The sequence below is a fragment of the Aequorivita nionensis genome, assembly GCF_046352995.1.
GTDB classification, from domain to species: Bacteria; Bacteroidota; Bacteroidia; order Flavobacteriales; family Flavobacteriaceae; genus Aequorivita; species Aequorivita nionensis.
The window spans coordinates 1,037,927-1,060,640 of sequence record NZ_CP130281.1 but is presented as its reverse complement, the minus strand read 5'-3'; the positions used below and the strand labels follow the sequence as shown (position 1 = coordinate 1,060,640).

The window sequence follows — 22,714 nt, the reverse complement described above, 5'->3', positions numbered from 1 at the left end:
ACTTTTGCAACTCCAAAAAAACAATGTAGGAACGAATGGCCGATTTTAAGAATAGTTTCCAAAAATTGAAGACCTATTGCGAAAAGGAAAACTTTAAAGGTTGGGACCCCTATGATGGTTTGAACAGTAAGTTGTTCCAATCGATGCCTGTAATTTCAAAAAGCCGATTTTTTAGACTTGTGTGGATTCAGTTATTTAAAAGAAGCCCAATCAATTTACGCCAAATTACTTCTGTAGAAAAAGGGTATAATGCGAAGGGACTCGGTCTATTCATCACTGGCTATTGCAATCTTTATAAAACAGATCCGCAGCCAGAATATTTGGAAAAAATAAACCAACTTTCACAACAAGTAATAAAAATGAAAAGTGAAGGCTATTCGGGAGCGTGCTGGGGCTATAATTTTGACTGGCAGGCGCGCGCTTTCTTTCAGCCCAAGGGAATGCCTACCGTTGTTGCAACCACTTTTATTACCGAAGCATTGCTGGAAGCGTACAAGATTACAAAAAACAGTCAATATCTGGATACTGCTAAAAGTGCAACACAGTTCGTTTTAAAAGATTTAAACAGAACTTATGATAAAAAGGGCAACTTTTCGTTTTCCTATTCACCTTTGGATAAAACACAGGTTTTCAATGCTTCTTTGCTCGGTGCCAAATTGTTAAGTCTGGTCTATGAATTTACGAAAGAGGAGAACCTATTAACCGAAGCCAAAAAAGCCGTTCAGTACGCCGCCAATTTTCAGCAAAAAAACGGTGCTTGGTCTTACGGTACTTTACCTTACCATCAATGGGTAGATAACTTTCATACGGGCTATAATCTGGAATGTATTTATATTTATCAAAAAATATCGGGTGATACCTCTTTCACAAAACACATTGAAAAAGGATTGGATTATTATTTAAAAACCTTTTTTACCGGAGAAGGGATTCCAAAATATTATAACAACTCAATTTTTCCGATAGATATTCACGCACCTGCGCAATTGGTCGTAACTTTGAGCAAATTGGAAGTTTTTAAAGAGAACAAAGAATTAATTGATCGGGTTTTACATTGGACCGTTGAAAATATGCAATCCGAAAAAGGGTTTTTTCAATATCAAAAAAACAAATATTTCAATTCAAACATTCCTTATATGCGATGGGCGCAGGCTTGGATGTTTTATGCATTTTCATATTACTTTTTAGAAGCAAATGACCGATAGAATCCAAATCCTAAACACCGCCATAGATAATCTCTCCATGCAAGAAACCCTTGCTCTGGTGCAGGAAAAAATACATGCCGGCGAACAAGTGCATCACGTTGTAGTAAATGCCGGAAAAGTCGTGGCTATGCAAAAGGATCTGGAATTGCGCCACAGCGTAAACCAATGCCACATCATTAATGCAGATGGCCAATCTGTTGTTTGGGCATCACGCTTTTTAGGCAAACCATTAAAAGAACGCGTTGCCGGTATAGACCTAATGGCTAGCCTCGTGGAAATGGCGCATAAAAACAACAACAAAATCTTCCTTTTTGGCGCTAAAGAAGAAATTGTAAAAGAAGTTGTTGAAAAATATTCTGAAATCTACAGTCCCGAAATTATAGCTGGTTACCGCAATGGGTATTTTACATCTTCCGATGAAAAAGCAATTGCCCAACAAATAGCTGACAGCGGCACGCAAATGCTTTTCGTTGCAATCTCTTCTCCCATCAAGGAAAATTTTCTTTACAAATACCGCGACATCCTTAAAAATGTAAACCTTATCATGGGCGTAGGCGGTAGTTTTGATGTTATAGCTGGAAAAACCAAACGCGCCCCAGCCTGGATGCAAAACGCAGGTTTGGAGTGGTTCTATCGCTTTGCCCAAGAACCAAGGCGTATGTGGAAGCGCTATTTGGTGGGAAATTCCAAATTTATCTATTTGGTAATTAAGGAGCGTTTCTCTAATTAACATCAACAGTATAAATCCTAATAAAGTTATTTTAGGACGGGTCAAAACTTAGGTTCACCCGTATAAAAGCCTAGGTAAAGCCATACCAAAGCCATAGCAAAGCCGTATCAAAGTCATTAAATTGTAAGAGAACAGTCCTTTTTTCCTACAAAAAAAGCAGTCCAATTTGGACAATCAATTTGAGTTTAACCGGCTAGATGTAATGACTAATATCTACTCACTCAAAAGATGGTTTTTTTGCCAGGAGTTTTCTATCTTCCCCTAAAATTTAAGATACACAAAATATCAATGAGAATACTGCTCTCTGCCATATACCCCTATGCTTTCTTGCTGCTCTATCTCATAATTCCTTTTGATAACTATATTAGGGCACTTCCTAATATTCTTTTGGCAATATTGGTATTTGCTTTTCCTTTTATAGTAAAAAAAGAAGATTTCAAAAAACTGAAATCCTTACCTATAGCAATATTCTTAGTGCTTTTTGCATACCTCTGCATCGATTCGCTAATAAGTGGAAGATTGGCAGAGGACTATAATATCATAAAAAAAATATTGATCGCTGTGGGGCTTGCCATTCTTTATATCCCCGTTGCAGATGTAAAAAAAATTAACAGCGCAATAATATTCTCAGCACTTGCAGCTATTATTTTTTCGGTTTATAATTTTGTACTCATAACTGATGCAACTGGAAGTTTTGCACTCGGAGACTCCCCGCAGGTTATAGAATCTCTATTGGTAGATAGGCTTTATTTGGGGCTTCTCAGCACCTTTAGTATTCTAATTTCCTTTCAGGCAATTCAGAAAAAATATCATCCAAACAACAATTATTATCTAGCCAATATTTTTGTCAATGCACTATTCATTATTTTAATCGCTTCCAAAATTGCTGTTGTTTCGTTGTTCGTTTTATTGTTGATTAGACAGTTTTATGGCCAACGGAAAATTTGGAAAGCTATAATGGCCATTGTTGCCATAACTGTTTTAACGGGTTTGTTCTTTATAATTAAAAACGAAAAAGTCATTCAATTTAAACAAGCGGAAAATAAACAATCTCCCCCTGCTTTTATTGAAAATTCAATGACCTATGAGTTAAGGGCGGTGGTTTGGGAATGCGCGCAGGATGTGATAAAAAACGAAGGCTTTTCTTTAACTGGAATTGGTTTCGATGCCACTAAAGACAAATTGGTTTCTTGTTATGAAGCTCAAATTTCCAATCCCAAGAAAAAGGAAAAATTTATTTTGGAACGCTACAATACTCACAACCAGTTTTTGGATTTTTATATAAGTGCAGGTTTCATAGCCTTGTTGCTTTTTTTAGCTTTTATAGTTTTCAGCTTTATTTCAAACCGAAAACAATTTTTTCCCACGGCTATGTTGGCAATGTTGCTGATGTATTGTTTGGTTGAAAATCTATTTCACAGACAGATTGGAGCTTATTACGTAGGCTTCATTTTGATTGTATTAATAACAAACGCTAAACCTAAACCCGCGGAAAACAAAATAAAAAACATATAAAAAGAATTGCAAATTGTACTTTTGCGCTTTGATAACAAAAAACTTTTCATTTTTGAAAAGATAGAAAAAGATAAATGAAAATTTCAGTAATAGGAACTGGCTATGTAGGCCTTGTAACAGGAACTTGTTTGGCAGAAACAGGAAATGAGGTAATTTGTGTAGACATAGACAAGGCGAAAGTGGAAAAAATGCGTAACGGACAAGTGCCAATCTATGAGCCGCACTTGGACGTGCTTTTTGAAAGAAATATAAAAGCCAACCGTTTAAGATTTACCACTTCACTCGAAGAAGGCTTGAACCATGGCGAAATCATTTTTCTTGCGCTCCCAACTCCCGAAGATGAAGACGGCTCAGCAGATCTATCATATGTTTTGAATGTTTCCGAAGAAATTGGAAATTTAATAAAAACCTATAAAGTTATAGTGGACAAAAGCACCGTGCCTGTTGGAACAGCGGAAAAAGTACACAATATTATAGCCAAAAATGCTGCTTGTGAATTTGATGTAGTTTCCAATCCAGAGTTTCTTCGCGAAGGCTTTGCAGTGGACGATTTTTTAAAGCCTGAGCGCATCGTTGTTGGTTCAAGCAGCGAAAGAGCCACAGCTTTAATGAAAAAGCTATACAGCCCCTTCGTACGCTCCGGAAACCCGATTATTATAATGGATGAAAAATCGGCTGAGCTCACAAAATATGCTGCAAACTCATTTTTGGCCACAAAGATTACCTTTATGAATGAAATTGCCAACTATTGCGAAAAAGTGGGCGCCGATGTAGACATGGTTCGTGCTGGAATGGGCAGCGACAGCCGTATTGGCAAACGTTTTCTTTTTCCCGGAATTGGGTATGGTGGGTCTTGCTTTCCAAAGGACGTTAAAGCCCTTAAAAAAGCCGGAAAAGACGAAAACTACGATTTCAAGATTTTGAATTCTGTAATCGAAATCAATTCCGCTCAAAAAACAATTTTACTTCCAAAAATTGAAAAATATTTCAACAACGGTCTAAAAGGAAAGACCATTGCTATATGGGGACTGGCCTTTAAACCTGAAACGGATGATATTCGCGAAGCCCCTTCCATAGATATGATGGAAGCCTTGCTGGCTAAAGGCGCTAAACTTCAGGTTTTTGATCCCGAAGCAATGCCAAATATCGAAAAACGGTTTGGCAACAAGTTGGAGTATTCCAACTCTATGTATGCTGCTCTTGAAAAGGCAGATGCTCTTTTAATCTGTACTGAATGGAGTATTTTCCGTACCCCAGATTACGAAAGATTGAAAAAATTATTAAAAAACCCTGTTGTTTTTGACGGAAGAAATCTATATAATGTAAATGATATGGAATCAGAAGGTTTTACCTATGTTTCCGTGGGAAGAAAGTCTGTAAACTTATGAAATGCCCAATAGCAAATTATAAATTGAAAGAAGATGCAGGCTTAGGCATTCCATCTTCCTATTTTTCAAATATTTTATGCAGATGAAAAAACGCGTCCTGATTACCGGTGCTGCTGGATTTCTAGGCTCGCACCTATGTGATAAGTTTATTGCCGAAGATTATCATGTTATTGCAATGGACAATCTCATTACGGGCGATCTTAAAAATATTGAACATCTTTTTAAATTGGAAGCTTTTGAGTTTTACCATCACGATATTACCAAATTTGTACACGTCCCTGGAAAGATAGATTACATTCTTCATTTTGCTTCCCCAGCAAGCCCAATAGATTATTTAAAAATTCCTATTCAAACGTTGAAAGTAGGATCTTTGGGAACGCATAATCTTTTGGGGCTGGCAAAAGAGAAAAACGCTCGCATTTTGATAGCCTCTACCTCTGAAGTTTATGGAGATCCATTGGTACATCCTCAAACGGAAGAATATTTTGGAAACGTAAACACCATAGGCCCGCGAGGAGTTTATGATGAAGCAAAACGGTTTCAGGAATCCATCACTATGGCATATCATAGATTCCACGGTCTCGAAACCCGTATTGCACGTATTTTTAATACGTACGGTCCAAGAATGAGGCTAAACGATGGCCGTGTAATCCCTGCATTTATAGGGCAATCACTTCGGGGCGAAGATTTGACCGTGTTTGGGGATGGAATGCAAACCCGTTCTTTTTGCTATGTTGATGATGAGGTTGAAGGTTTGTACCGTTTGTTGCTCAGCGACTATCCATTGCCTGTAAATATTGGTAATCCCGAAGAAATAACAATTCTTGATTTTGCAAAGGAAATTATCAAACTCACCGGAACTGAACAAAAAATAATTTTTAAACCGTTGCCGCAAGATGACCCTATGCAACGTGAACCGGATATCTCTAAAGCAAAGAAAATATTGGGCTGGGAACCAAAAGTTTCCAGAGAAGAAGGAATGAAGAAAACCTTTGAATATTTTAAAAACCTTTCAAAAGAAGAACTTTTTAAAAGTGAGCATAAAGATTTTTCAAAACACAATAGATAAAAAATAATGTTTAAAAGCGGAAGATATTCGGGATGGTTGCGGCCTATTTCATATGGAATAGACCTTTTCTTCATCCATTTTTTTGCTTTTGAATTTTTTGGAACACCCTTCCCATATTTCAATTATGTTGTCTTTTTGACCCTTGCGTGGTTATTACTTTCGTTGCGTTCAGGTTTTTATGAAATTTATCGATTTACCCATCTTTCAAAAATAATGTACTTGGTAGGAAAGCAAGGAGTTATTTTTGTCCTGATTGTTTTTTCCTTTTTTGGATTTTACAATGAGTTGACCACTTCTGCATCAGCTATATTTAAATATGTTCTTTTGGTGATGGCTTGCATTACCATAATGAAATTGGCTGTTTTCTTTCTTCTTAAAAAATATAGGTTACATCTTGGAGGAAATGTCCGTAAAGTTGTAATCATCGGTCTTAACCAAAAGACAGACCAACTCCGTAAATTTTTTACCAACAATCCAGTGTACGGTTATAAACTTTATAGAACCTTTGATTTAAAAGGCTCAAACAAGGTTTCCATTGAAGAGTGTATGGATTATATAATGAAGGAAGAAATAGATGAGGTGTATTCTTCTGTTGCGGAAGTTGGAAATAAAGATCTAATTAAGTTGATCGATTTTGTTGACAACAATCTTAAAATTTTAAAATTCCTTCCAGATAACAAAGAGATTTATAGCAAAAAACTGGATTTCACTTATTACGGAGTACTTCCTATTCTTTCCATGCGGAAAATCCCAATGGACGAGCCGTTTAATAAATTTTTGAAGCGAAGTTTTGATATTGCCCTTTCTCTCATTGTTATTATAGGACTTTTGTCTTGGTTAACACCTTTGTTAGGGCTATGGATAAAGCTGGAATCTAAAGGGCCTGTATTTTTTAAGCAAAAAAGGAATGGTCTAGACTATAAAGAGTTTTATTGTTATAAATTCCGTTCCATGAAGCCAAATCCTATGGCGCACTTACACCAAATTAAAAAAGGTGATGAACGCGTAACAAAGGTAGGACGCATAATCCGAAAAACTAGTATCGACGAACTGCCACAGTTTATAAATGTACTAAAAGGTGAAATGAGTGTAGTGGGCCCAAGACCGCATATGGTGAGCCATACTCATATGTATGCCGAAAGAATAGATAAATTTATGGTGCGTCATTTCATAAAGCCGGGCATAACGGGATTGGCGCAAGTAAGTGGTTTCCGTGGTGAAGTGGAAAGTGAGAGCCATATTATCAATAGAGTAAAATATGATATTTTTTATCTTGAAAATTGGAGTCTTTTTCTCGATATAAAAATCGTTTTCCAAACGATCTTCAACGCGCTTCGTGGTGAAGAAAAAGCATACTAAACTTTTTCAATTGAAGAAATAAAGGCGTCAAACTGCTTTTTAAAATCAAATGCCAAAGCAGAATTTTTCTGAACAATTGCTTTTGGAAAACTCCTCAACTCTGTTTCAGAAATAGAATTTATAAAACTTTGTAGCCCTCCAAAATCGTTTACAGCAACAACCCATCCTAAAGATTCTCTTTCTACAATCGCTCCGCCTTCTCCCCCTGCGAAATAAAGAACTGGCAGCCCCAAACGAGTATATTCAAATATCTTTGAAGGCACAGAACCATAAATTCTATTGATTAAAGGAATAAAGACAATATCATATTCTTGAATTGCAAGATGAAGTAAATCTCTCTCCAATTCGCCATAAAAGAAAATGTTTTGCTTTTGCAAAGGCTTTATTTTTTCAGCTTCTGGCCCTGCCCCGTATATATGCAGACTCACGTTTTCAGGAAATGTAACTTTTTGACAGATTTCAAAAATTCCTTGAGCAACGCCCAACAACCCTGCATAAACGATTTTAATTTCTTTAGAAATTGACTTTTCTTTGATTGGAGGGATATCAAAATTTGGAATATTTCGATACAAGAAAAAAGGTTTCTCTTTTTTAAAATTTGAAATATGCTGAAGTATTTCTTCAGACTGGCCAACTACTAAATCTGCATTTTTATAACAGAAATGTTCCATTTTCAATAAAAGAGAATAATACCAGCCTTTCTTCAAAATGCCCATTTCCAATCCTGCCAATGGCCATAGATCAGAAATATTTAGAATTATTTTTTTTGAAAACAATCGCCCTAAACAAACCGCGGTATAGCCCACAAATACAGGCGAATATTGCACAAAAATGTTTTTTGGGGTTTTGTTGAAACTAAAAAAGAGCACCAAACTGAGAGAAAACGAAAGCATTGAAAGCAACCTTACAAATTTATTGGCAGAATTGCTTGGCCAGACCCACAAGCGCACTATTTTCCCAAAAGAAACATCTTTTGTTAATGACAATTTTCCTCTATAATCTTCAAAAATTTCCCCGTTGGGGTAATTGGGTAAAGGGCAAATAACTTTAACTGAATAGCCAGTTTTTCCCAAACCCTCAGCAATGCTGAATATTCGGTTTGCAGCTGCACCTTTTTCAGGTGGAAAATAGTTGGTTATTAGAAGAATTTCTTTTTGCACTTTCTAGAAAAATTATTTTTCAACTAATGAAACAAACTGCTTCAACTTACCGCTTTTGCTTCGTTTTAAAACAGTTGTTCTTTCAAAAATAAGCTTTAGATCTTTTTCTAAATATTCAAAAACAGATTTTTGAACTGCGTTCTTCTCTTGTTGTGACAATGCTTTATCAGCAACGTATTGGATTTTAAATGTATCCAATTCGGTTTGTTCAATGATAAATTCTTTTACGTTACCATCATTTGACATTATACTTTTTGTGACATAATAAAACGTTAGGCCAGGAATGGTTTTACCGCTTGGAAGTTTTGCCATGTCATTTGTGCGGCCAATCAATTTTTCTAAAATAGGTTTCTTATCAGTGCTTGCAGACGATAAAACACCAATATCCCCAATGTCATATCGAATCATTGGATGTGCTTTGTTGTATAAGGAAGTAATTACAATTCGCCCAGAATTTCCTAACGGAACGGCCATGTCATTTTCATCAAGAATCTCTACTAAAAGAGTTTCGCTATTTACTACAAATTCGTTTTCATTATTTGTGAAAGCAATTAAATCCAGCTCCGAAGCTCCATATTCATTAATAACAGGAACTCCGAAAACCTCTTCCATTAATTTTTTATCATCATCAAAAAGCATTTCACTGGTAACAATGCAATACTTTAAAGTTGGGCAAATTTTGTTGAGTATAATGTTTTTGTCGCGAAGAAATTTTGCAAAAAACACTATGGAGCTTGTATAGCCATTTATATAATCAAATTTTCTTCTTCTAAATGATTTTAGAATAATTTCCATTTTTTCTTCTGAAAGATCAAAAACCGGAAACCTATAGCGATGGCTGAAAAAATCTTTAATCCTTTCTTTATAAAAGCCTTTAAAATCTAACGGAATTCCATAAAATCGCGCCTGCAAAGAATGATTGAAATTAATACCCAAAGCCCCAAACCGATCAATAATTTCTGCCCATGTCAATGCGTGGCAAAATTTGTCTTTTGCGAATATAAAAGGCGTCCCACTGGAACCCGACGTTTTATTTATATAAACAGCGTCTTTTTTAAATGAATTTGATAATCTTTCTTCCAGCGGACATTGTAGATGCCTCTTGGTCATTACCGGAATTTTTTCCCAATTAGAAACATCGATATTTCCAATGAGTTTTTTATAAAACGGGTTGTTTTGGAGGTGGTAGGCAACAATCTCATTTCGAGATTTAAAAATGTAGTTTCCAAAGTTTTCATTTGAAATTTGTTTGATCTTAGCAAGTTTTTCCTTTGCCTCAGCAATGGGAAAACCATTTAATTTCAACGTATTTTCAAACAAATTCATTTTGGAATAAATTAGGGTGTCAATTTACAAACAATTATTTTTGACACCGAAACAAAACATTTTAATTATGAATATTCTCATCCTTGGTTCCGGCGGTCGCGAACATACTTTTGCCTATAAAATTTCACAAACCAATCGCTGCGAAAAACTTTTTGTAGCACCAGGAAATGCAGGTACGGCATCAATAGCCAAAAATGTAAATATAAAGGTGACCGATTTTGAGGCTGTTAAAAAATGTGTTGTTGAAAATAATATTGAAATGGTCATTGTGGGTCCAGAAGATCCTTTGGTTCAGGGAATAGCTGATTATTTTGCCGAAACTTTAGAGTTGAAAAACGTAATGCTGATTGGCCCTTCAAAACGCGGCGCATTGTTGGAAGGCAGCAAACAACGAGCAAAAGAGTTTATGATGCAGCACAACATTCCCACGGCTGCCTATGAGAGTTTTACTGCGGAATCTTTAGAAGCTGGAAAAGCTTTTTTGGAAAAATTGAATCCACCATATGTTTTGAAAGCTGACGGATTGGCCGCCGGAAAAGGTGTACTAATTTTAAAAGACTTGAACGAAGCCAAACAGGAACTTGAAAATATGCTTGCACATAGCAAATTTGGTGAAGCCAGTTCCAAAGTTGTCATTGAAGAATTTTTGGATGGAATAGAACTCAGTGTTTTTGTGCTAACAGATGGCAAAAACTACAAAATTCTTCCCACAGCAAAAGATTACAAACGCATAGGCGAAGGCGATACGGGCTTGAACACAGGCGGAATGGGAGCCATTTCCCCAGTTCCTTTTGCAGACGAAGTTTTGATGAAAAAAATTGAAGACCGTATTGTAAAACCAACGGTGAATGGCCTTTCCAAAGAAAACATTGATTACAAAGGTTTTGTATTCATCGGGTTGATAAAAGTGAACAATGAACCCTATGTTATTGAATACAATGTGCGAATGGGCGATCCCGAAACCGAAGTAGTACTTCCGCGCATAAAAACTGATTTGATAGCTTTATTTGAGGCGACATACAATCAAAACTTGAACAACATCAATATTGAAATTGACGAAAGGGCTGCCGCAACCGTCATGCTTGTTTCTGGAGGCTATCCGGAAGATTATGAAAAAGGAAAGGAAATTTCAGGTTTGGAAAATGTGGAAGGCTCCATCGTTTTTCATGCAGGAACAAAATCTGAAAACGGAAAAATATTGAGTAATGGCGGGCGTGTTATGGCCGTAACTTCGTTGGATGATGATTTCAGAAAAGCACTAAAAAAATCCTATCAAAACATAGAAAAACTAAATTTTGATAGGATGCAGTATCGTAGTGATATTGGTTTCGACCTTTAAAATTATGGATTTTCGTCGAAAGTATAGGTGCTTTCTGTGTTTTCGTCAAACTCTTTCAACTTTCGCATCCAGTAAATGAATGCAAATGCGCCTACTAATAAAAGCAACCAAGAAAAAAAGTTTGCTAACCACCAACTGTCCAATTCTAAACTTCTAAGAGCATTATAAGGGATAAAAAGAACATTTTCAAAAAGGGAAGCTATTCCTTCCCAAAAACCTTTCCAAGTCATATCTTTAATCTTTAGAAGGCAAAAATATAAAAATACACCGTATGCTAACAAGTTTTTTTGGAAAATCCATCCCTTTAAATTATTTAATACTTGGTGTTTTTATTGTAGCAGGATACTTATTGGGTGCAATTTCAGGATCCTTAGTTGTTATTACCCCTTATTTGCTTTTTGTACATAGCGCTTTTATAATCCTTAGCGTATTGATTATGTTGCTATTGGATTTTATTATTCGAAAAAACCACTTGACAAAAACCAACACCTTCGCCATTTTGTTTTTTACCTGTTTTATGGTAATGTTACCCGTAATTTTTCTTCAGCATAAAATACTTTTGGCAAATGCTTTTCTCATCCTCGCACTGCGAAGAATTATGAGTTTGCGAAGTGATAAAAATTCATCAAAAAAAATTCTAGATGCTAGTTTTTGGATAACCATAGCATCCCTATTTTATTTTTGGAGTTTGTTGTTTTTTATTCCCCTTTGGATTGCCATAATACAAAAACCAAATTCAAACTATAAACAAATGCTTATTCCTTTTACAGGTTTTGCAGCTGTTTTGATTATAAATACGGCATACCAACTACTTATAAATGATTCATTTGCTTGGTTTTTTAATTGGATGGAACCCGTAAGTTTTGATTTTTCAAAATACAATTCGCCCTCCGTCTTAGTGCCGGCTACAGTGATTCTCGCTTTTTATATTTGGACGGGCGTTTATCGAACTTTAAGACTTTCCGCTGTCTCCATAAAAGAAAAATCCAACTATCTTTTAATGCTCTACGTAAGCCTAATCAGTTTGCTTACAGCACTGATGGGTCCAGAAAAAACAGGCGCTGAAATTCTTTTTGTATTGGCACCCATTTCAATTATTGCTGCTAATTATATTGAAGGATTTGAAACGGATCGTTATGTTGAAAAAGATATAACCGAATTTTGGTTTAAGGAAATTATGCTTTGGCTTGTAGTTGTTTTGCCCTTTGTATTTCTGTTTTTATGAGCGCGCTGGATTTAGAAAATATTGAAAAGGAACTTAAAAGAAGATGCCAATTTCCCTATAAATGGTTTCGGAAACAGAATGACCTTTGGGATCGTTATACCCAGTTTATCTACCAAATTCCCAATTGGGAAGCATTGGTTCGGAAGATTGCAATTGTGGCTGAATCACAGGAACTGGACAAGCAACAAATCTTTCAATACGCAGCAAACCGCTGGTATAATTTCTGGAGCGCACAGGCTGTGGAACAGATTTTCACTGAGATTGACGGCATTGAACCCGTAGCCGAAACAAAAGATTCCGAAAAGGATTTTCAGCTCTTCGGAATTCCTTTTGACCATAAAACCTCAGTTTTTCCAAAGCAATTCAACAAAACTTTTGAATATGCCCAAAACCATAAAAAGGAACTGATTGAATGGCTCTACAAAAACCAAAGCACCCAAAAGCGGCATCACTTTAAAAACCGTCTTTTTATTGTGGTTTTTGAAAGGAACGGTGAACATTGGAAACTGAAGGCTGAAATTTCCCTTCTTAAAAAGTCTATTCAAAAATATGCGGCATCTTTCCGGCCAGAGCAATTGCAATCCTTTACTTTTGTTGACGGACAAACAACGTTAAGCGATATTATCTGGGTTTCTAAATGAACTATATAGGCTCCAAACATAAACTCTCCAATTTCATTTTGGAAATTTAAAGCACTCTTTTTAAACCAGATTGGCAACAAGAATTTCACTATCTTTGAGATATGAAGACATTATCCTTAAACATACCTGACGGTCTTGATATAGGGCCAAGCGAACTCGCAATATTTGTGGCATCTCGCCTTTATGAAAATGGTAAGTTGTCGTTGGGCCAAGCAGCTGAAATGGCAGGTCTAACAAAACGTACTTTTATTGAGCTTTTGGGTCGTTATAATGTTTCCGTCTTCAATTATCCCGCATCAGATTTAGCAAAGGATGTTGCCAATGCCTAAAACTATTATTTCCGATACCAGCTGTTTTATTATACTTACAAACATTGGGGAATTGGATATTTTGCAGAAAGTTTATGGGGAAGTAATAACTACACCTGAAGTGGCGTCAGAATTCGGAGAGCCACTGCCAGCATGGGTTATTATAAAATCGGTAACAGACTACTATCGTCAGGCTATTTTAGAAGTTCAAATAGACAAGGGCGAATCCAGTGCAATAGCTTTAGCTTTGGAAATTGAAAACAGCACAGTTATTTTAGATGACCTAAAGGCTAGAAAAATGGCTGAACATTTGGGAATATCCTACACTGGAACTATTGGAGTAGTAGTAAAAGCAAAACTGAAGGGGGTAATTCCTTCAATAAAACCAATTTTGCAAAAATTAAAGCAAACAGATTTCCGAATTTCTCTTGAACTTGAAACGGAAGCTCTTAGCCAAGCAAAAGAACTGCCTTAATGAACTACATAGGCTCCAAACATAAACTCTCCAATTTCATTTTTGAAACGGTTGCCGAAACTTGCGGCGACAATCTTTCACAAAAAACATTTTGCGATCTTTTTGCGGGAACTGGAATCATAGGCCGAAACTTTAAACCAAACGTAAAACAAGTGATAGCCAATGATGTGGAATATTACAGTTATGTACTGAACCGAAACTACATCGGCAATCATATTGCTTTTGATTACGAAGAATTCATAAATGAATTGAATTTGCTCAACGGAAAGAAAGGCTTCATTTTCCAAAATTATTCCGAAGGTGGAAAAGCTGGAAGAAACTACTTCACTTCAGAAAACGGACAAAAAATTGATGCAGTCCGAATTCAAATTGAGGAATGGAAAAAAACATCAAAAATAGCTGAAGACCAGTATTTCTTTCTGCTTACTTCATTATTGGAAAGTGCCGATAAGGTTGCAAATACGGCTTCGGTTTATGGCGCTTATTTAAAACACATAAAGACTTCCGCGGCAAAAAAACTGGTAATTAAGCCTGCCATTTTTCAGCAAACGGAAAATGCACATCAAGTATTTCAGCAGGATAGCAACGAGTTGATTAAAAAGATAAAAGGCGATATTCTCTATTTGGATCCGCCTTACAATGCGCGTCAGTACGGCGCCAACTATCATTTACTGAATACTATCGCAAAATATGATACCTTTGTGCCTAAGGGAAAAACGGGTCTGCGCGATTACTACAAAAGCGATTGGTGCAGAACCGGAGAAGTACTGAAGAGTTTTGAGGAATTGATTGAAAACGCACAGTTTCCATACATTTTTCTGAGTTACAACAACGAAGGATTGATGGGCCAAAAGGAAGTGCAAACGGTGATGGAACGCTTCGGAAAATATACGTTGAAAACCAAAAAATACCAACGTTTTAAAGCCGACAAAACCGAAAACCGAAACCACAAAGCCTCTGAAACCTTTGAATATTTACACATCCTGGAAAAATCATAAAATGGTAAACAACATCGTGATAATTCCAAATTTGAAAGGGGTTAGGGGGATGTTTTAAAATAAAAAATAACAATAAATAATAGATAATGTTCTCAGACAAAGCCAACAAAATCTTCACAGAAGTTATAAATAAGTACCACGAAGTAAACACCGTGGATCAACCTTTCAGCAATCCGTACGATAAAGACAGTCAATTGATTGAACACTTGCTATACCGAAAATGCTGGATAGATACAGTTCAGTGGCATTATGAGGACATCATCCGCGATCCGAATATTGACCCCGTTGCAGCCCTAAAGTTAAAGCGCCAAATAGACGCTTCAAACCAAGACCGTACAGATATGGTGGAATACATTGACAGTTATTTCCTCGAAAAATTTAAGGATGTAAAGGTGAATGATGACGCAACCATCAACACTGAAAGCCCAGCTTGGGGAATTGATAGGCTTTCCATTTTAGCTTTGAAAGTGTATCATATGAACGAAGAAGCTACCCGTACAGATGCCTCCCAAGAACATTTGATGGCCTGTAAAGCAAAGCTGGATGTATTGCTTGAACAACGAGTAGATCTAAGCACCGCCATCAACCAATTGTTGGACGATATTGCCCACGGCAGAAAGTATATGAAAGTCTATAAACAGATGAAAATGTACAATGACGACGAATTGAATCCAGTGCTTCGCGGAAAGAAATAATTCTATTTTTTTTTAAACCTCACAGGTTTTCAAAACCTGTGAGGTTTTTAGAATAACCATGGCCAAACCCACTCACATATTGGTAATCCGTCTCTCCGCCATGGGCGATGTGGCTATGGCCGTTCCCGTACTTCGTGTTCTGGCGCAAACCTATCCCGAATTAAAAATCACGGTACTTTCCCGCCCCTTTTTCAAACCTTTTTTTGAAGATATTCCAAATCTCGATTTTTTGGAAGCTGATGTATATGGCGAACATAAACGCTTCGGATTGATTAAATTGGCAAACGAAGCAAAGGATTTAGGTATCGATGCCGTTGCTGATCTTCACAGTGTGATTCGTTCAAAAATAATCACGAAATATTTGAAATTCAAAGGACTTGAAACTGCTACAATTGACAAAGGCAGAGCGGAAAAGAAAGCTTTGATTGCTGCCAAAGGCGAAGCTATTTCTCAATTGAAAACTACACATCAACGCTATGCTGATGTTTTTGAGAAACTCGGATTTCCTTTAAATTTAGGAAAACATATTGCTCCTCCAAAGAAACGATTGTCGCCAAAACTAAACGGACTTTTAGGTGTTGAATCGAAAAAACTTATAGGCATCGCGCCTTTTGCTGCCCATCAAAGCAAAATGTATCCTTTAAGCTTAATGGCAGAAGTAATCCGTGAATTAGATGAAACCGACAAATACCGCATTTTTCTTTTTGGCGGTGGAAAGAAGGAAATAAAACTTTTAAAGGAAATGGAAATCCCTTTTGCAAATGTAACCAATGTTGCTGGAAAATTGTCCTTTGAAGAAGAACTTGCTTTAATTTCAAATCTGGATTTAATGCTTTCCATGGATAGCGGCAATGGCCATTTGGCGGCTATGTACGGCGTTCCAGTAGTTACGCTTTGGGGTGTGACGCATCAGTTTGCTGGCTTTGTGCCTTTCAATCAGCCTGATAACAATCAGCTTCTTTCAGACCGCAAAGAATATCCATTGATTCCCACTTCAATTTATGGAAACAAGTTCCCAAAAGGATATGATGAAGCAATGAAAACTATTTCACCTGAAACAGTAGTTCAAAAAGTAAGGGAATTACTTTAAACATCATCATAATCCACAACAACCTTCGCCGTTGTGGGATGCGCTTGACAAGTAAGTATTAATCCATCCGCAATTTCAGCTTCGGTGAGGATTTGGTTTTTGCGCATTTCGGCCTTTCCTTCTTTCAATCGCGCAATGCAAGTGCTACAAATTCCACCTTGGCAGGAATACGGCGGGTCTAAACCTTCGTCCAAAGCTGCTTCAAGGATGGATTTTGTTTGCGGCATTTCAAAAACTTCCTCTTCATCATCAAGAATTACGGTAATGCTGGTATTTCCGTCGTGCTTTTCAACCAAAAGTCCTTTTTCGGCAGTAGAGAAAAGTTCGTGATGAATCTGTTTTGAATTGATGCCGTTGTGCTTCAAAGTTGCGGAAACTTCGTCAATCATCTGTTCGGGACCGCACAAATAAAAGGCTTCAAAAGTAATCTGGCCGTATTTATTTTTCAGGTAAAAATTAACCAGGGAGCGACCTATTCTTCCAAATTGAGCATCGTCCAACTTTTCTCGACTATAGACAAATTCAACATCAAACCGCTCCGGAAATTTATCCTGTAACTGAACGATTTCGTCATAGAACATGGTTTCCTTTTTATTCTGATTTCCATAAATAAGTAAAAACGAACTTTGCGGCATTTCTTCCAAAGTGCTTTTTATCAAGGAAAGTACGGGAGTAATACCACTTCCGGCAGCAAAAGCCGCATAGTTTTTTAAGTTTGGCTCCAAAATAAATTTTCCCGTTGGCGGCATTACTTGCAGCGTGTCGCCAGCTTTCAATTCTTTATTTGCGTATTCGGAAAAAGCACCTTTTTCCACTTTTTTCACTGCAACTTTTAGCATCCCGCTTTTTGGAGAAGAACAAATAGAATAGGCTCGGCGTAAATCTTTGCCGCCGCTTTGATGTTTAATGGTGATGTATTGCCCTGCTTTAAAAGCAAAAAGATTTTTTAAGTTTTCGGGTATTGAAAATGTGATGGAAACTGAATTTGGGGTCTCTTTTTTTACTTCGGAAACGGTAAGCGTATGAAATTCGCTCATAATCTTGATTATTTTTTTGCAAAAGTACAAATGAAATCAAGGAAACAAAGCTTCAAAAGCTTTAAAGTGAAGCATTTTTTGGACGTTTCTTTAAGCAGATATTAAAAAGAAATGTATTTTTACCGCTCTTTAGTGATTCTACATACTAAAATAGAACCTTTTAAGTTAGAATATCATATAAACTGAAACCGTTTTGAAGGGCACGTATAAAATTACATTATTTATTCTGGCTGTTGTTTTTTTGGCAGCTTGTTCACGGAAAAAAAATACTTTTTTAAACCGTAATGTTCACGCAGTTACCACAGAATTTAACACGCTGTACAACGGCGATTTGGCGTTTACGGACGGAAAGGAGCAATTGGCGTATGGTTTTCGTGATAATTTCTGGGAAATACTTCCCGTAGAGCGCATTAATATTGAGGAAGCAGATACAAAAGCTCCAGGCGCCTCTAAGAATTCTGAATTCAATCGTGCTGAAGAAAAAGCCGCAAAGGCAATCCAAAAGCATTCCATGTACATTGACGGCAAAGAATATAACCCACAGATCGACGAAGCATATATGTTGCTTGGAAAAGCGCGCTACTATGATGGTCGTTTTATTCCGGCTTTGGATGCTTTCAACTTTATTTTGGACCGTTATCCAACAAGCAATAATATAAACGTTGCGAAAGTTTGGAAAGCAAAAACCAACATTCGTTTGAAAAATGAAGAATTTGCTATTGAAAACCTCAAAAAGATGTTTGAGGAAGCGGAACTTGATGAAGAAGAAATTGCCGACGGAGCAGCAATGATGTCGCAAGCTTTCATTAATCTTGACTCTTTACAACCAGCATTGGAGTACATAAAAATGGCTTCTGAGAATGTAAAAGATAAAGAATTAAAGGGAAGATATACTTTCATAAAAGGTCAAATTTACAATCGTCTTGGAGAAAAAGACAGCGCTAACATCGCTTTTGATGAGGTTATCGCAATGAATCGTAAGACTTCCAGATCTTATCTGATCAGCGCGTATTTGGAAAAAGGAAAAAATTTCGATTACGAAAAAGGGGATCGTACTGCGTTTCTGGAATTACTTCAGGATCTTGAAAAAAACCGTGAAAACCGTCCATTCTTGGACAGAATCTACAACCAGTTTGGTGACTATTACCTTAATAGCGATAGTACAGAAACGGCAATTAAGTATTATAACAAGTCTATTAAAGCTTTTAAGCAAGATAGAATTCTTCAATCAGTAAACTATCAAACTCTTGCAGAAATAAACTTTGACAATGCCGAGTATAAAAACGCCGGAGCCTATTATGACAGTACACTAACATTTCTCGAAGAAAATAGCCGTCAATGGCGCCGTGTATCAAAAAAGCGTGAAAACCTTGACGATGTAATAAAATACGAAGACATTGCCGCTACAAATGATAGCATTCTTAAATTGACTAGAATGAGCGAAGCTGAACAGCTTGCTTTTTTCACCGATTATACTTCAAAATTGAAGGAACAAGCGGTAAAAGATTCTTTGGAAGCTATCAAAATTGAACAGAAAATTGCCAATAAAGAGTTTTATGAAAAAGGAAAAACCGTTTCTGGACCTAACAAAGGGGGCAGTACTTTCTACTTTTATAATACTTCCACTGTAGCTTATGGAAAAGGAGAATTTAGAAAAGTTTGGGGCGACAGGAAATTGGAGGATAACTGGAGGCTTTCTAATAAACAGACTTCTTTGATAAATGATGATGAAGAAACAGTTGCCGTAACGCCAATTTCTGAAAACGAATTGTACAAGCCAGAAACTTATATTAGCAGAATACCTACTGACGAAAAAGCAATAGACAGTTTAGCAAAAGACAGGAACTTTGCGTATTACCAGTTAGGCTTGATTTATAAAGAAAAGTTTAAAGAGTACAATCTTGCCGCAAACAGACTTGAAAAGCTACTAACTTACAATCCCGAAGAACGATTGGTAGTGCCTGCAAAATATAATTTGGTTAAGATTTATGAAATTTTGGAAAACCCTTCTGAATCTGATAAATATAAAAATGATATTTTGACCAACCACGCTGAAACGCGTTATGCTGAAATTCTTCGCAACCCAAATTCACAGTTGCCAACTGATGAATCTAGCCCAGAATTTAAATACAAAGAACTGTACAAAGAGTTTGAGGCTGGAAAATATGCTGAGGTCATTCAAAAATGTGATGAATATATGATGGTGTATAACGGCAATGATATTATTCCAAAATTCGAGCTTTTAAAAGCTACTGCCATTGGGCGCCAACAAGGTTTCGAAGCTTATAAAAAGGCATTAAACTTTGTGTCACTAAATTATCCAAGTACTGACGAAGGCAAACAAGCACAACAAATTTACAGTAATGTGCTTCCTATTATCGCCGTGAAGGATTTTGTTCCAGATGAAGATTCTGAAAATTGGAAACTAGTTTATAAATTCACAAATGAGGAAGGCGAGGCAGCTCAAAAACTTAAAGAACAATTGGACAAAGCCCTTGCAGATTACTATTATACAGATATGGTAACCTCCATTGATTATTACGACCCACAGACCAAATTTGTAATCGTTCACGGTTTAAAAACTAAGTTGGGAGCCCGCGGATTTGGTGAAGTTTTGAAAGAAAACAAGAAGTATAAAATTAATAAACAATATTTTGAGATTTCTTCACCAAACTATAAAATCATTCAAATCCATAAAAACCTGGATGATTATTTACAGAAGGATGTAGCCGAATAATAGCCCAAAAACAAACCGAACAACAGAATAGTAACCTTTAAAACCAACTGCTATGTTTTCAGACAAAAAAGAAAAGAAAATTGCTGCCGAGCCTGGTTCCGCCCAAAATAGAATCAACGAAGGCACCAAATTGAAGGGTGACATTTCCTCTACTGGATTCTTTAGAATTGATGGAATTGTTGAAGGCAATGTAAAAACCCCTTCCAAAGTAGTCTTGGGTAAAACGGGTGTTATTATTGGGACACTTACTTGTGAAAATGCAGATATAGAAGGCAAGTTTGAAGGCAATCTTCAGGTTTCTGGAACGCTATCTTTACGATCTTCAGCTATAATTGAAGGTGATGTAACCGTAGGCAAACTGGCCGTTGAACCAGGAGCAACTATGAACGCTTCTTGTGTGATGCAAGACGGGAAGCAGAAAATTACTTCAACTTCAAGTCAGGCCACTACTGAAAACTCCAAAGCACACCCTTTTGATCGTCAACAGCGTATTAAAAAAGCCGCTGTTGAGACCGATCTAGACGATTAAATCTCCAAAAATGGCCGACAAAAAAGACAATGGATTGAAACGATGGGCCATTCTGTCCGGTATTGGCATACAGATGGGCGTTATCATCTATCTTTTTGTGAAATTGGGCCAATGGCTGGACGGCAAATATTCTGACGGCGGAAAAACGTTTCTTATAATCTGCACGCTTGTTGGTGTGGGCGCTTCACTATTCTTGGTGATTAAACAGACTAATAAATTGAATTCCTGACTTTTTAATGAAAAAAACTACTTTCAAATTTTTGACGGTTCTTTTATTGGTAATAATGGCGGTTTTCGCTGCACACCTATTTATACTTCAAAATATGGAATTGCCAATTTTTGCAGACCGAATCTTGCTTTCATATATAGTTAATTATACCCTGGCAGCGGCAATTTTAATCTTCATTCAATCAAAGTTTAATAAGAAATCCTCACAAACAGGTTTTATATTTCTTGCTGGCAGCGGACTTAAATTTTTGGTTTTCTTTCTAGTTTTCTATCCTTTTTATCGGGAAGACGCAACGATGTCAACTTCGGAATTTGCTGCTTTTTTTGTGCCCTACGCCACCTGTTTGATTTTAGAAGTAGCATTTCTTTCAAAACAGCTTAATAATCAGGAATCTTAGCAGATTTCTTCCGAAGAAAAAAACACAAAAAATAGTTTTTTCTTTCTCAGAAAGAAATGTATTTTTGCACCGATTTTAAGGACACCGTTATTTGTTCAAAGATGCAAAGAAAAACATTGGTTAGAATACTTTCAGTTTTATTGTTTATCGTTTCTTTTTCAGCCTTAGCCCAAGAACACGGCATGGAATTGAAGGAAGTTGCTCCCGGTAAAGAGGGCAGTAAAACGAAAAAAGAAGAAATAAAGGAATTTATAAACCATCACTTGTTGGACTCTCATAGTTTCAACTTTTTTGGTTCAACTGATGAAGAAACTGGCGAAACGCATCACTACGGTTTTCCTCTTCCTGTAATTATTTGGGACGAAGGACTGCATACATTTATGTCTTCTGAATTTGGCCACGGTGATGAAATTGTGGAATCAAACGGAAAATATTACGCTCTTCACCACGAGAAAATATATAGAACAGATGCCCAAGGCACATTAAATTATGACGCCGAACACGGCGATCACCCAACAAACGTACGTCCATTAGATTTTTCTATCACCAAAAGTGTTGTGATGATGTTGTTGACGGGACTTTTATTGATTTGGTTGTTCCGCAGTCTTGCAAAAAGTTATGCCAAAAACGGCAGCATTCCTCGTGGGATTGGTCGTTTCTTCGAGCCGATTGTACTTTACATTCGCGATGACATTGCTATCGCAAACATTGGCGAGAACAAATACAAAAAATACATGCCATTCCTATTGACCGTATTTTTCTTTATATGGTTTTTGAATATGTTCGGCCTTACCCCGCTTGGTGTAAACGTTACCGGAAATATTGCGGTTACAACAGCTTTGGCAATTATCGTATTCTTGATAACCACTTTCACCGGAACCAAAGATTACTGGAAACACATTTTTGACCCACTTGGCGACGGAATGCCATGGGCAGGAAAAATATTGATTTATATCATCCTGGTTCCTATCGAAATTTTAGGATTGTTCATTAAGCCTTTTGCACTGCTTATTCGTTTGTACGCAAACATGACAGCGGGTCACGTGGTATTGATGAGTTTGATAGGGTTGATATTTATTTTCAAAAGCTGGATCGGCGGACCTTTATCCTTCGGACTTTCATTTGCAATTTCACTTATTGAATTATTGGTAGCATTGCTACAAGCATATATTTTCACAATGTTGGCAGCCTTGTATTTCGGTTTTGCAAGCGAAACGCACGCAGAGCACGAAGCACACGAAGGCGAAATCCAACATTTATAATAA

General features: G+C 36.8%; 23 protein-coding genes. 19 read left to right on the top strand and 4 right to left on the bottom strand.

Features of this window, described 5'->3' with window-relative positions:
- Positions 1–35: 35 nt before the first annotated feature.
- The 6 genes from Q2U82_RS04775 (at position 36) to Q2U82_RS04750 (ending at position 7,263) form a co-directional block, all read left to right on the top strand.
- Positions 36–1,202, top strand: a complete 1,167-nt coding sequence (locus Q2U82_RS04775) for a delta-aminolevulinic acid dehydratase (protein ID WP_410006568.1) — start codon at positions 36–38, stop codon at positions 1,200–1,202.
- Positions 1,192–1,932, top strand: a complete 741-nt coding sequence (locus Q2U82_RS04770) for a WecB/TagA/CpsF family glycosyltransferase (RefSeq protein ID WP_410006567.1) — start codon at positions 1,192–1,194, stop codon at positions 1,930–1,932. The genes Q2U82_RS04775 and Q2U82_RS04770 overlap by 11 nt, the downstream gene beginning before the upstream one ends.
- Before the next feature lie 288 nt (positions 1,933–2,220).
- Positions 2,221–3,447 carry an O-antigen ligase family protein gene (locus tag Q2U82_RS04765; protein ID WP_410006566.1) on the top strand — a complete coding sequence of 409 codons (1,227 nt, stop codon included), beginning with the start codon at positions 2,221–2,223 and terminating at the stop codon, positions 3,445–3,447.
- Positions 3,448–3,521: 74 nt separating this feature from the next.
- On the top strand, positions 3,522–4,835 hold the full coding sequence (locus Q2U82_RS04760; RefSeq protein WP_410006565.1) for a UDP-glucose dehydrogenase family protein: 1,314 nt from the start codon (positions 3,522–3,524) through the stop codon (positions 4,833–4,835).
- An 82-nt stretch (positions 4,836–4,917) separates the two neighbouring features.
- Positions 4,918–5,904, top strand: coding sequence for a UDP-glucuronic acid decarboxylase family protein (locus Q2U82_RS04755; RefSeq protein WP_410006564.1), 987 nt, complete (start codon positions 4,918–4,920; stop codon positions 5,902–5,904).
- 6 nt (positions 5,905–5,910) lie between these two features.
- Positions 5,911–7,263, top strand: coding sequence for an exopolysaccharide biosynthesis polyprenyl glycosylphosphotransferase (locus Q2U82_RS04750; protein ID WP_410006563.1), 1,353 nt, complete (start codon positions 5,911–5,913; stop codon positions 7,261–7,263).
- Here the strand turns inward: Q2U82_RS04750 and Q2U82_RS04745 are convergent.
- A complete protein-coding gene (locus Q2U82_RS04745; RefSeq protein WP_410006562.1) occupies positions 7,260–8,423 on the bottom strand; it encodes a glycosyltransferase family 4 protein in 1,164 nt (387 codons plus the stop codon). The two genes, Q2U82_RS04750 and Q2U82_RS04745, sit on opposite strands and share 4 nt — an antisense overlap.
- 12 nt (positions 8,424–8,435) lie before the next feature.
- On the bottom strand, positions 8,436–9,749 hold the full coding sequence (locus Q2U82_RS04740) for a phenylacetate--CoA ligase family protein (protein WP_410006561.1): 1,314 nt from the start codon (positions 9,747–9,749) through the stop codon (positions 8,436–8,438).
- Positions 9,750–9,816: 67 nt separating this feature from the next.
- On the opposite strand from Q2U82_RS04740, the gene purD reads away from it, so the two are divergent.
- Positions 9,817–11,088: a phosphoribosylamine--glycine ligase gene (gene purD / locus Q2U82_RS04735; protein WP_410006560.1), complete on the top strand. Its 1,272-nt coding sequence runs from the start codon at positions 9,817–9,819 to the stop codon at positions 11,086–11,088.
- A 2-nt stretch (positions 11,089–11,090) separates the two neighbouring features.
- Here the strand turns inward: purD and Q2U82_RS04730 are convergent, their stop codons facing one another.
- Positions 11,091–11,318 carry a DUF6341 family protein gene (locus Q2U82_RS04730; protein ID WP_410006559.1) on the bottom strand — a complete coding sequence of 76 codons (228 nt, stop codon included), beginning with the start codon at positions 11,316–11,318 and terminating at the stop codon, positions 11,091–11,093.
- Positions 11,319–11,359: 41 nt separating this feature from the next.
- Here Q2U82_RS04730 and Q2U82_RS04725 point away from each other — a divergent pair, with 41 nt between their 5' ends.
- The 7 genes from Q2U82_RS04725 (at position 11,360) to Q2U82_RS04695 (ending at position 16,520) form a co-directional block, all read left to right on the top strand.
- Positions 11,360–12,313, top strand: a complete 954-nt coding sequence (locus Q2U82_RS04725) for a DUF6427 family protein (protein WP_410006558.1) — start codon at positions 11,360–11,362, stop codon at positions 12,311–12,313.
- A complete protein-coding gene (locus Q2U82_RS04720) occupies positions 12,310–12,954 on the top strand; it encodes a hypothetical protein (RefSeq protein WP_410006557.1) in 645 nt (214 codons plus the stop codon). Before Q2U82_RS04725 ends, Q2U82_RS04720 begins: the two co-directional genes overlap by 4 nt.
- Positions 12,955–13,055: 101 nt before the next feature.
- Positions 13,056–13,283 carry a UPF0175 family protein gene (locus Q2U82_RS04715; protein WP_410006556.1) on the top strand — a complete coding sequence of 76 codons (228 nt, stop codon included), beginning with the start codon at positions 13,056–13,058 and terminating at the stop codon, positions 13,281–13,283.
- Positions 13,276–13,737 (top strand): DUF3368 domain-containing protein, encoded by a 462-nt coding sequence (locus Q2U82_RS04710; RefSeq protein WP_410006555.1) that lies wholly within the window; start codon positions 13,276–13,278, stop codon positions 13,735–13,737. Before Q2U82_RS04715 ends, Q2U82_RS04710 begins: the two co-directional genes overlap by 8 nt.
- A complete protein-coding gene (locus Q2U82_RS04705; protein ID WP_410006554.1) occupies positions 13,737–14,735 on the top strand; it encodes a DNA adenine methylase in 999 nt (332 codons plus the stop codon). The genes Q2U82_RS04710 and Q2U82_RS04705 overlap by 1 nt, the downstream gene beginning before the upstream one ends.
- A gap of 86 nt (positions 14,736–14,821) precedes the next feature.
- Positions 14,822–15,430: a DUF4254 domain-containing protein gene (locus tag Q2U82_RS04700; RefSeq protein ID WP_410006553.1), complete on the top strand. Its 609-nt coding sequence runs from the start codon at positions 14,822–14,824 to the stop codon at positions 15,428–15,430.
- Positions 15,431–15,488: 58 nt separating this feature from the next.
- Positions 15,489–16,520: a glycosyltransferase family 9 protein gene (locus Q2U82_RS04695; protein WP_410006552.1), complete on the top strand. Its 1,032-nt coding sequence runs from the start codon at positions 15,489–15,491 to the stop codon at positions 16,518–16,520.
- Here Q2U82_RS04695 and Q2U82_RS04690 read toward each other — a convergent pair.
- Positions 16,517–17,557: a 2Fe-2S iron-sulfur cluster-binding protein gene (locus Q2U82_RS04690; RefSeq protein WP_410006551.1), complete on the bottom strand. Its 1,041-nt coding sequence runs from the start codon at positions 17,555–17,557 to the stop codon at positions 16,517–16,519. The genes Q2U82_RS04695 and Q2U82_RS04690 overlap by 4 nt on opposite strands.
- Positions 17,558–17,750: 193 nt before the next feature.
- On the opposite strand from Q2U82_RS04690, the gene Q2U82_RS04685 reads away from it, so the two are divergent.
- The 5 genes from Q2U82_RS04685 (at position 17,751) to atpB (ending at position 22,711) form a co-directional block, all read left to right on the top strand.
- Positions 17,751–20,294, top strand: a complete 2,544-nt coding sequence (locus tag Q2U82_RS04685; RefSeq protein WP_410006550.1) for a tetratricopeptide repeat protein — start codon at positions 17,751–17,753, stop codon at positions 20,292–20,294.
- Positions 20,295–20,346: 52 nt separating this feature from the next.
- Entirely contained in the window at positions 20,347–20,823 is a 477-nt protein-coding gene (locus Q2U82_RS04680; protein ID WP_410006549.1) for a polymer-forming cytoskeletal protein, read from the top strand.
- Between the two features lie 10 nt (positions 20,824–20,833).
- A complete protein-coding gene (locus tag Q2U82_RS04675; RefSeq protein WP_410006548.1) occupies positions 20,834–21,052 on the top strand; it encodes an AtpZ/AtpI family protein in 219 nt (72 codons plus the stop codon).
- Positions 21,053–21,059: 7 nt separating this feature from the next.
- On the top strand, positions 21,060–21,449 hold the full coding sequence (locus Q2U82_RS04670; protein WP_410006547.1) for a DUF6168 family protein: 390 nt from the start codon (positions 21,060–21,062) through the stop codon (positions 21,447–21,449).
- Positions 21,450–21,550: 101 nt separating this feature from the next.
- Positions 21,551–22,711 (top strand): F0F1 ATP synthase subunit A, encoded by a 1,161-nt coding sequence (atpB, locus tag Q2U82_RS04665; protein WP_410006546.1) that lies wholly within the window; start codon positions 21,551–21,553, stop codon positions 22,709–22,711.
- Positions 22,712–22,714: the final 3 nt, after the last annotated feature.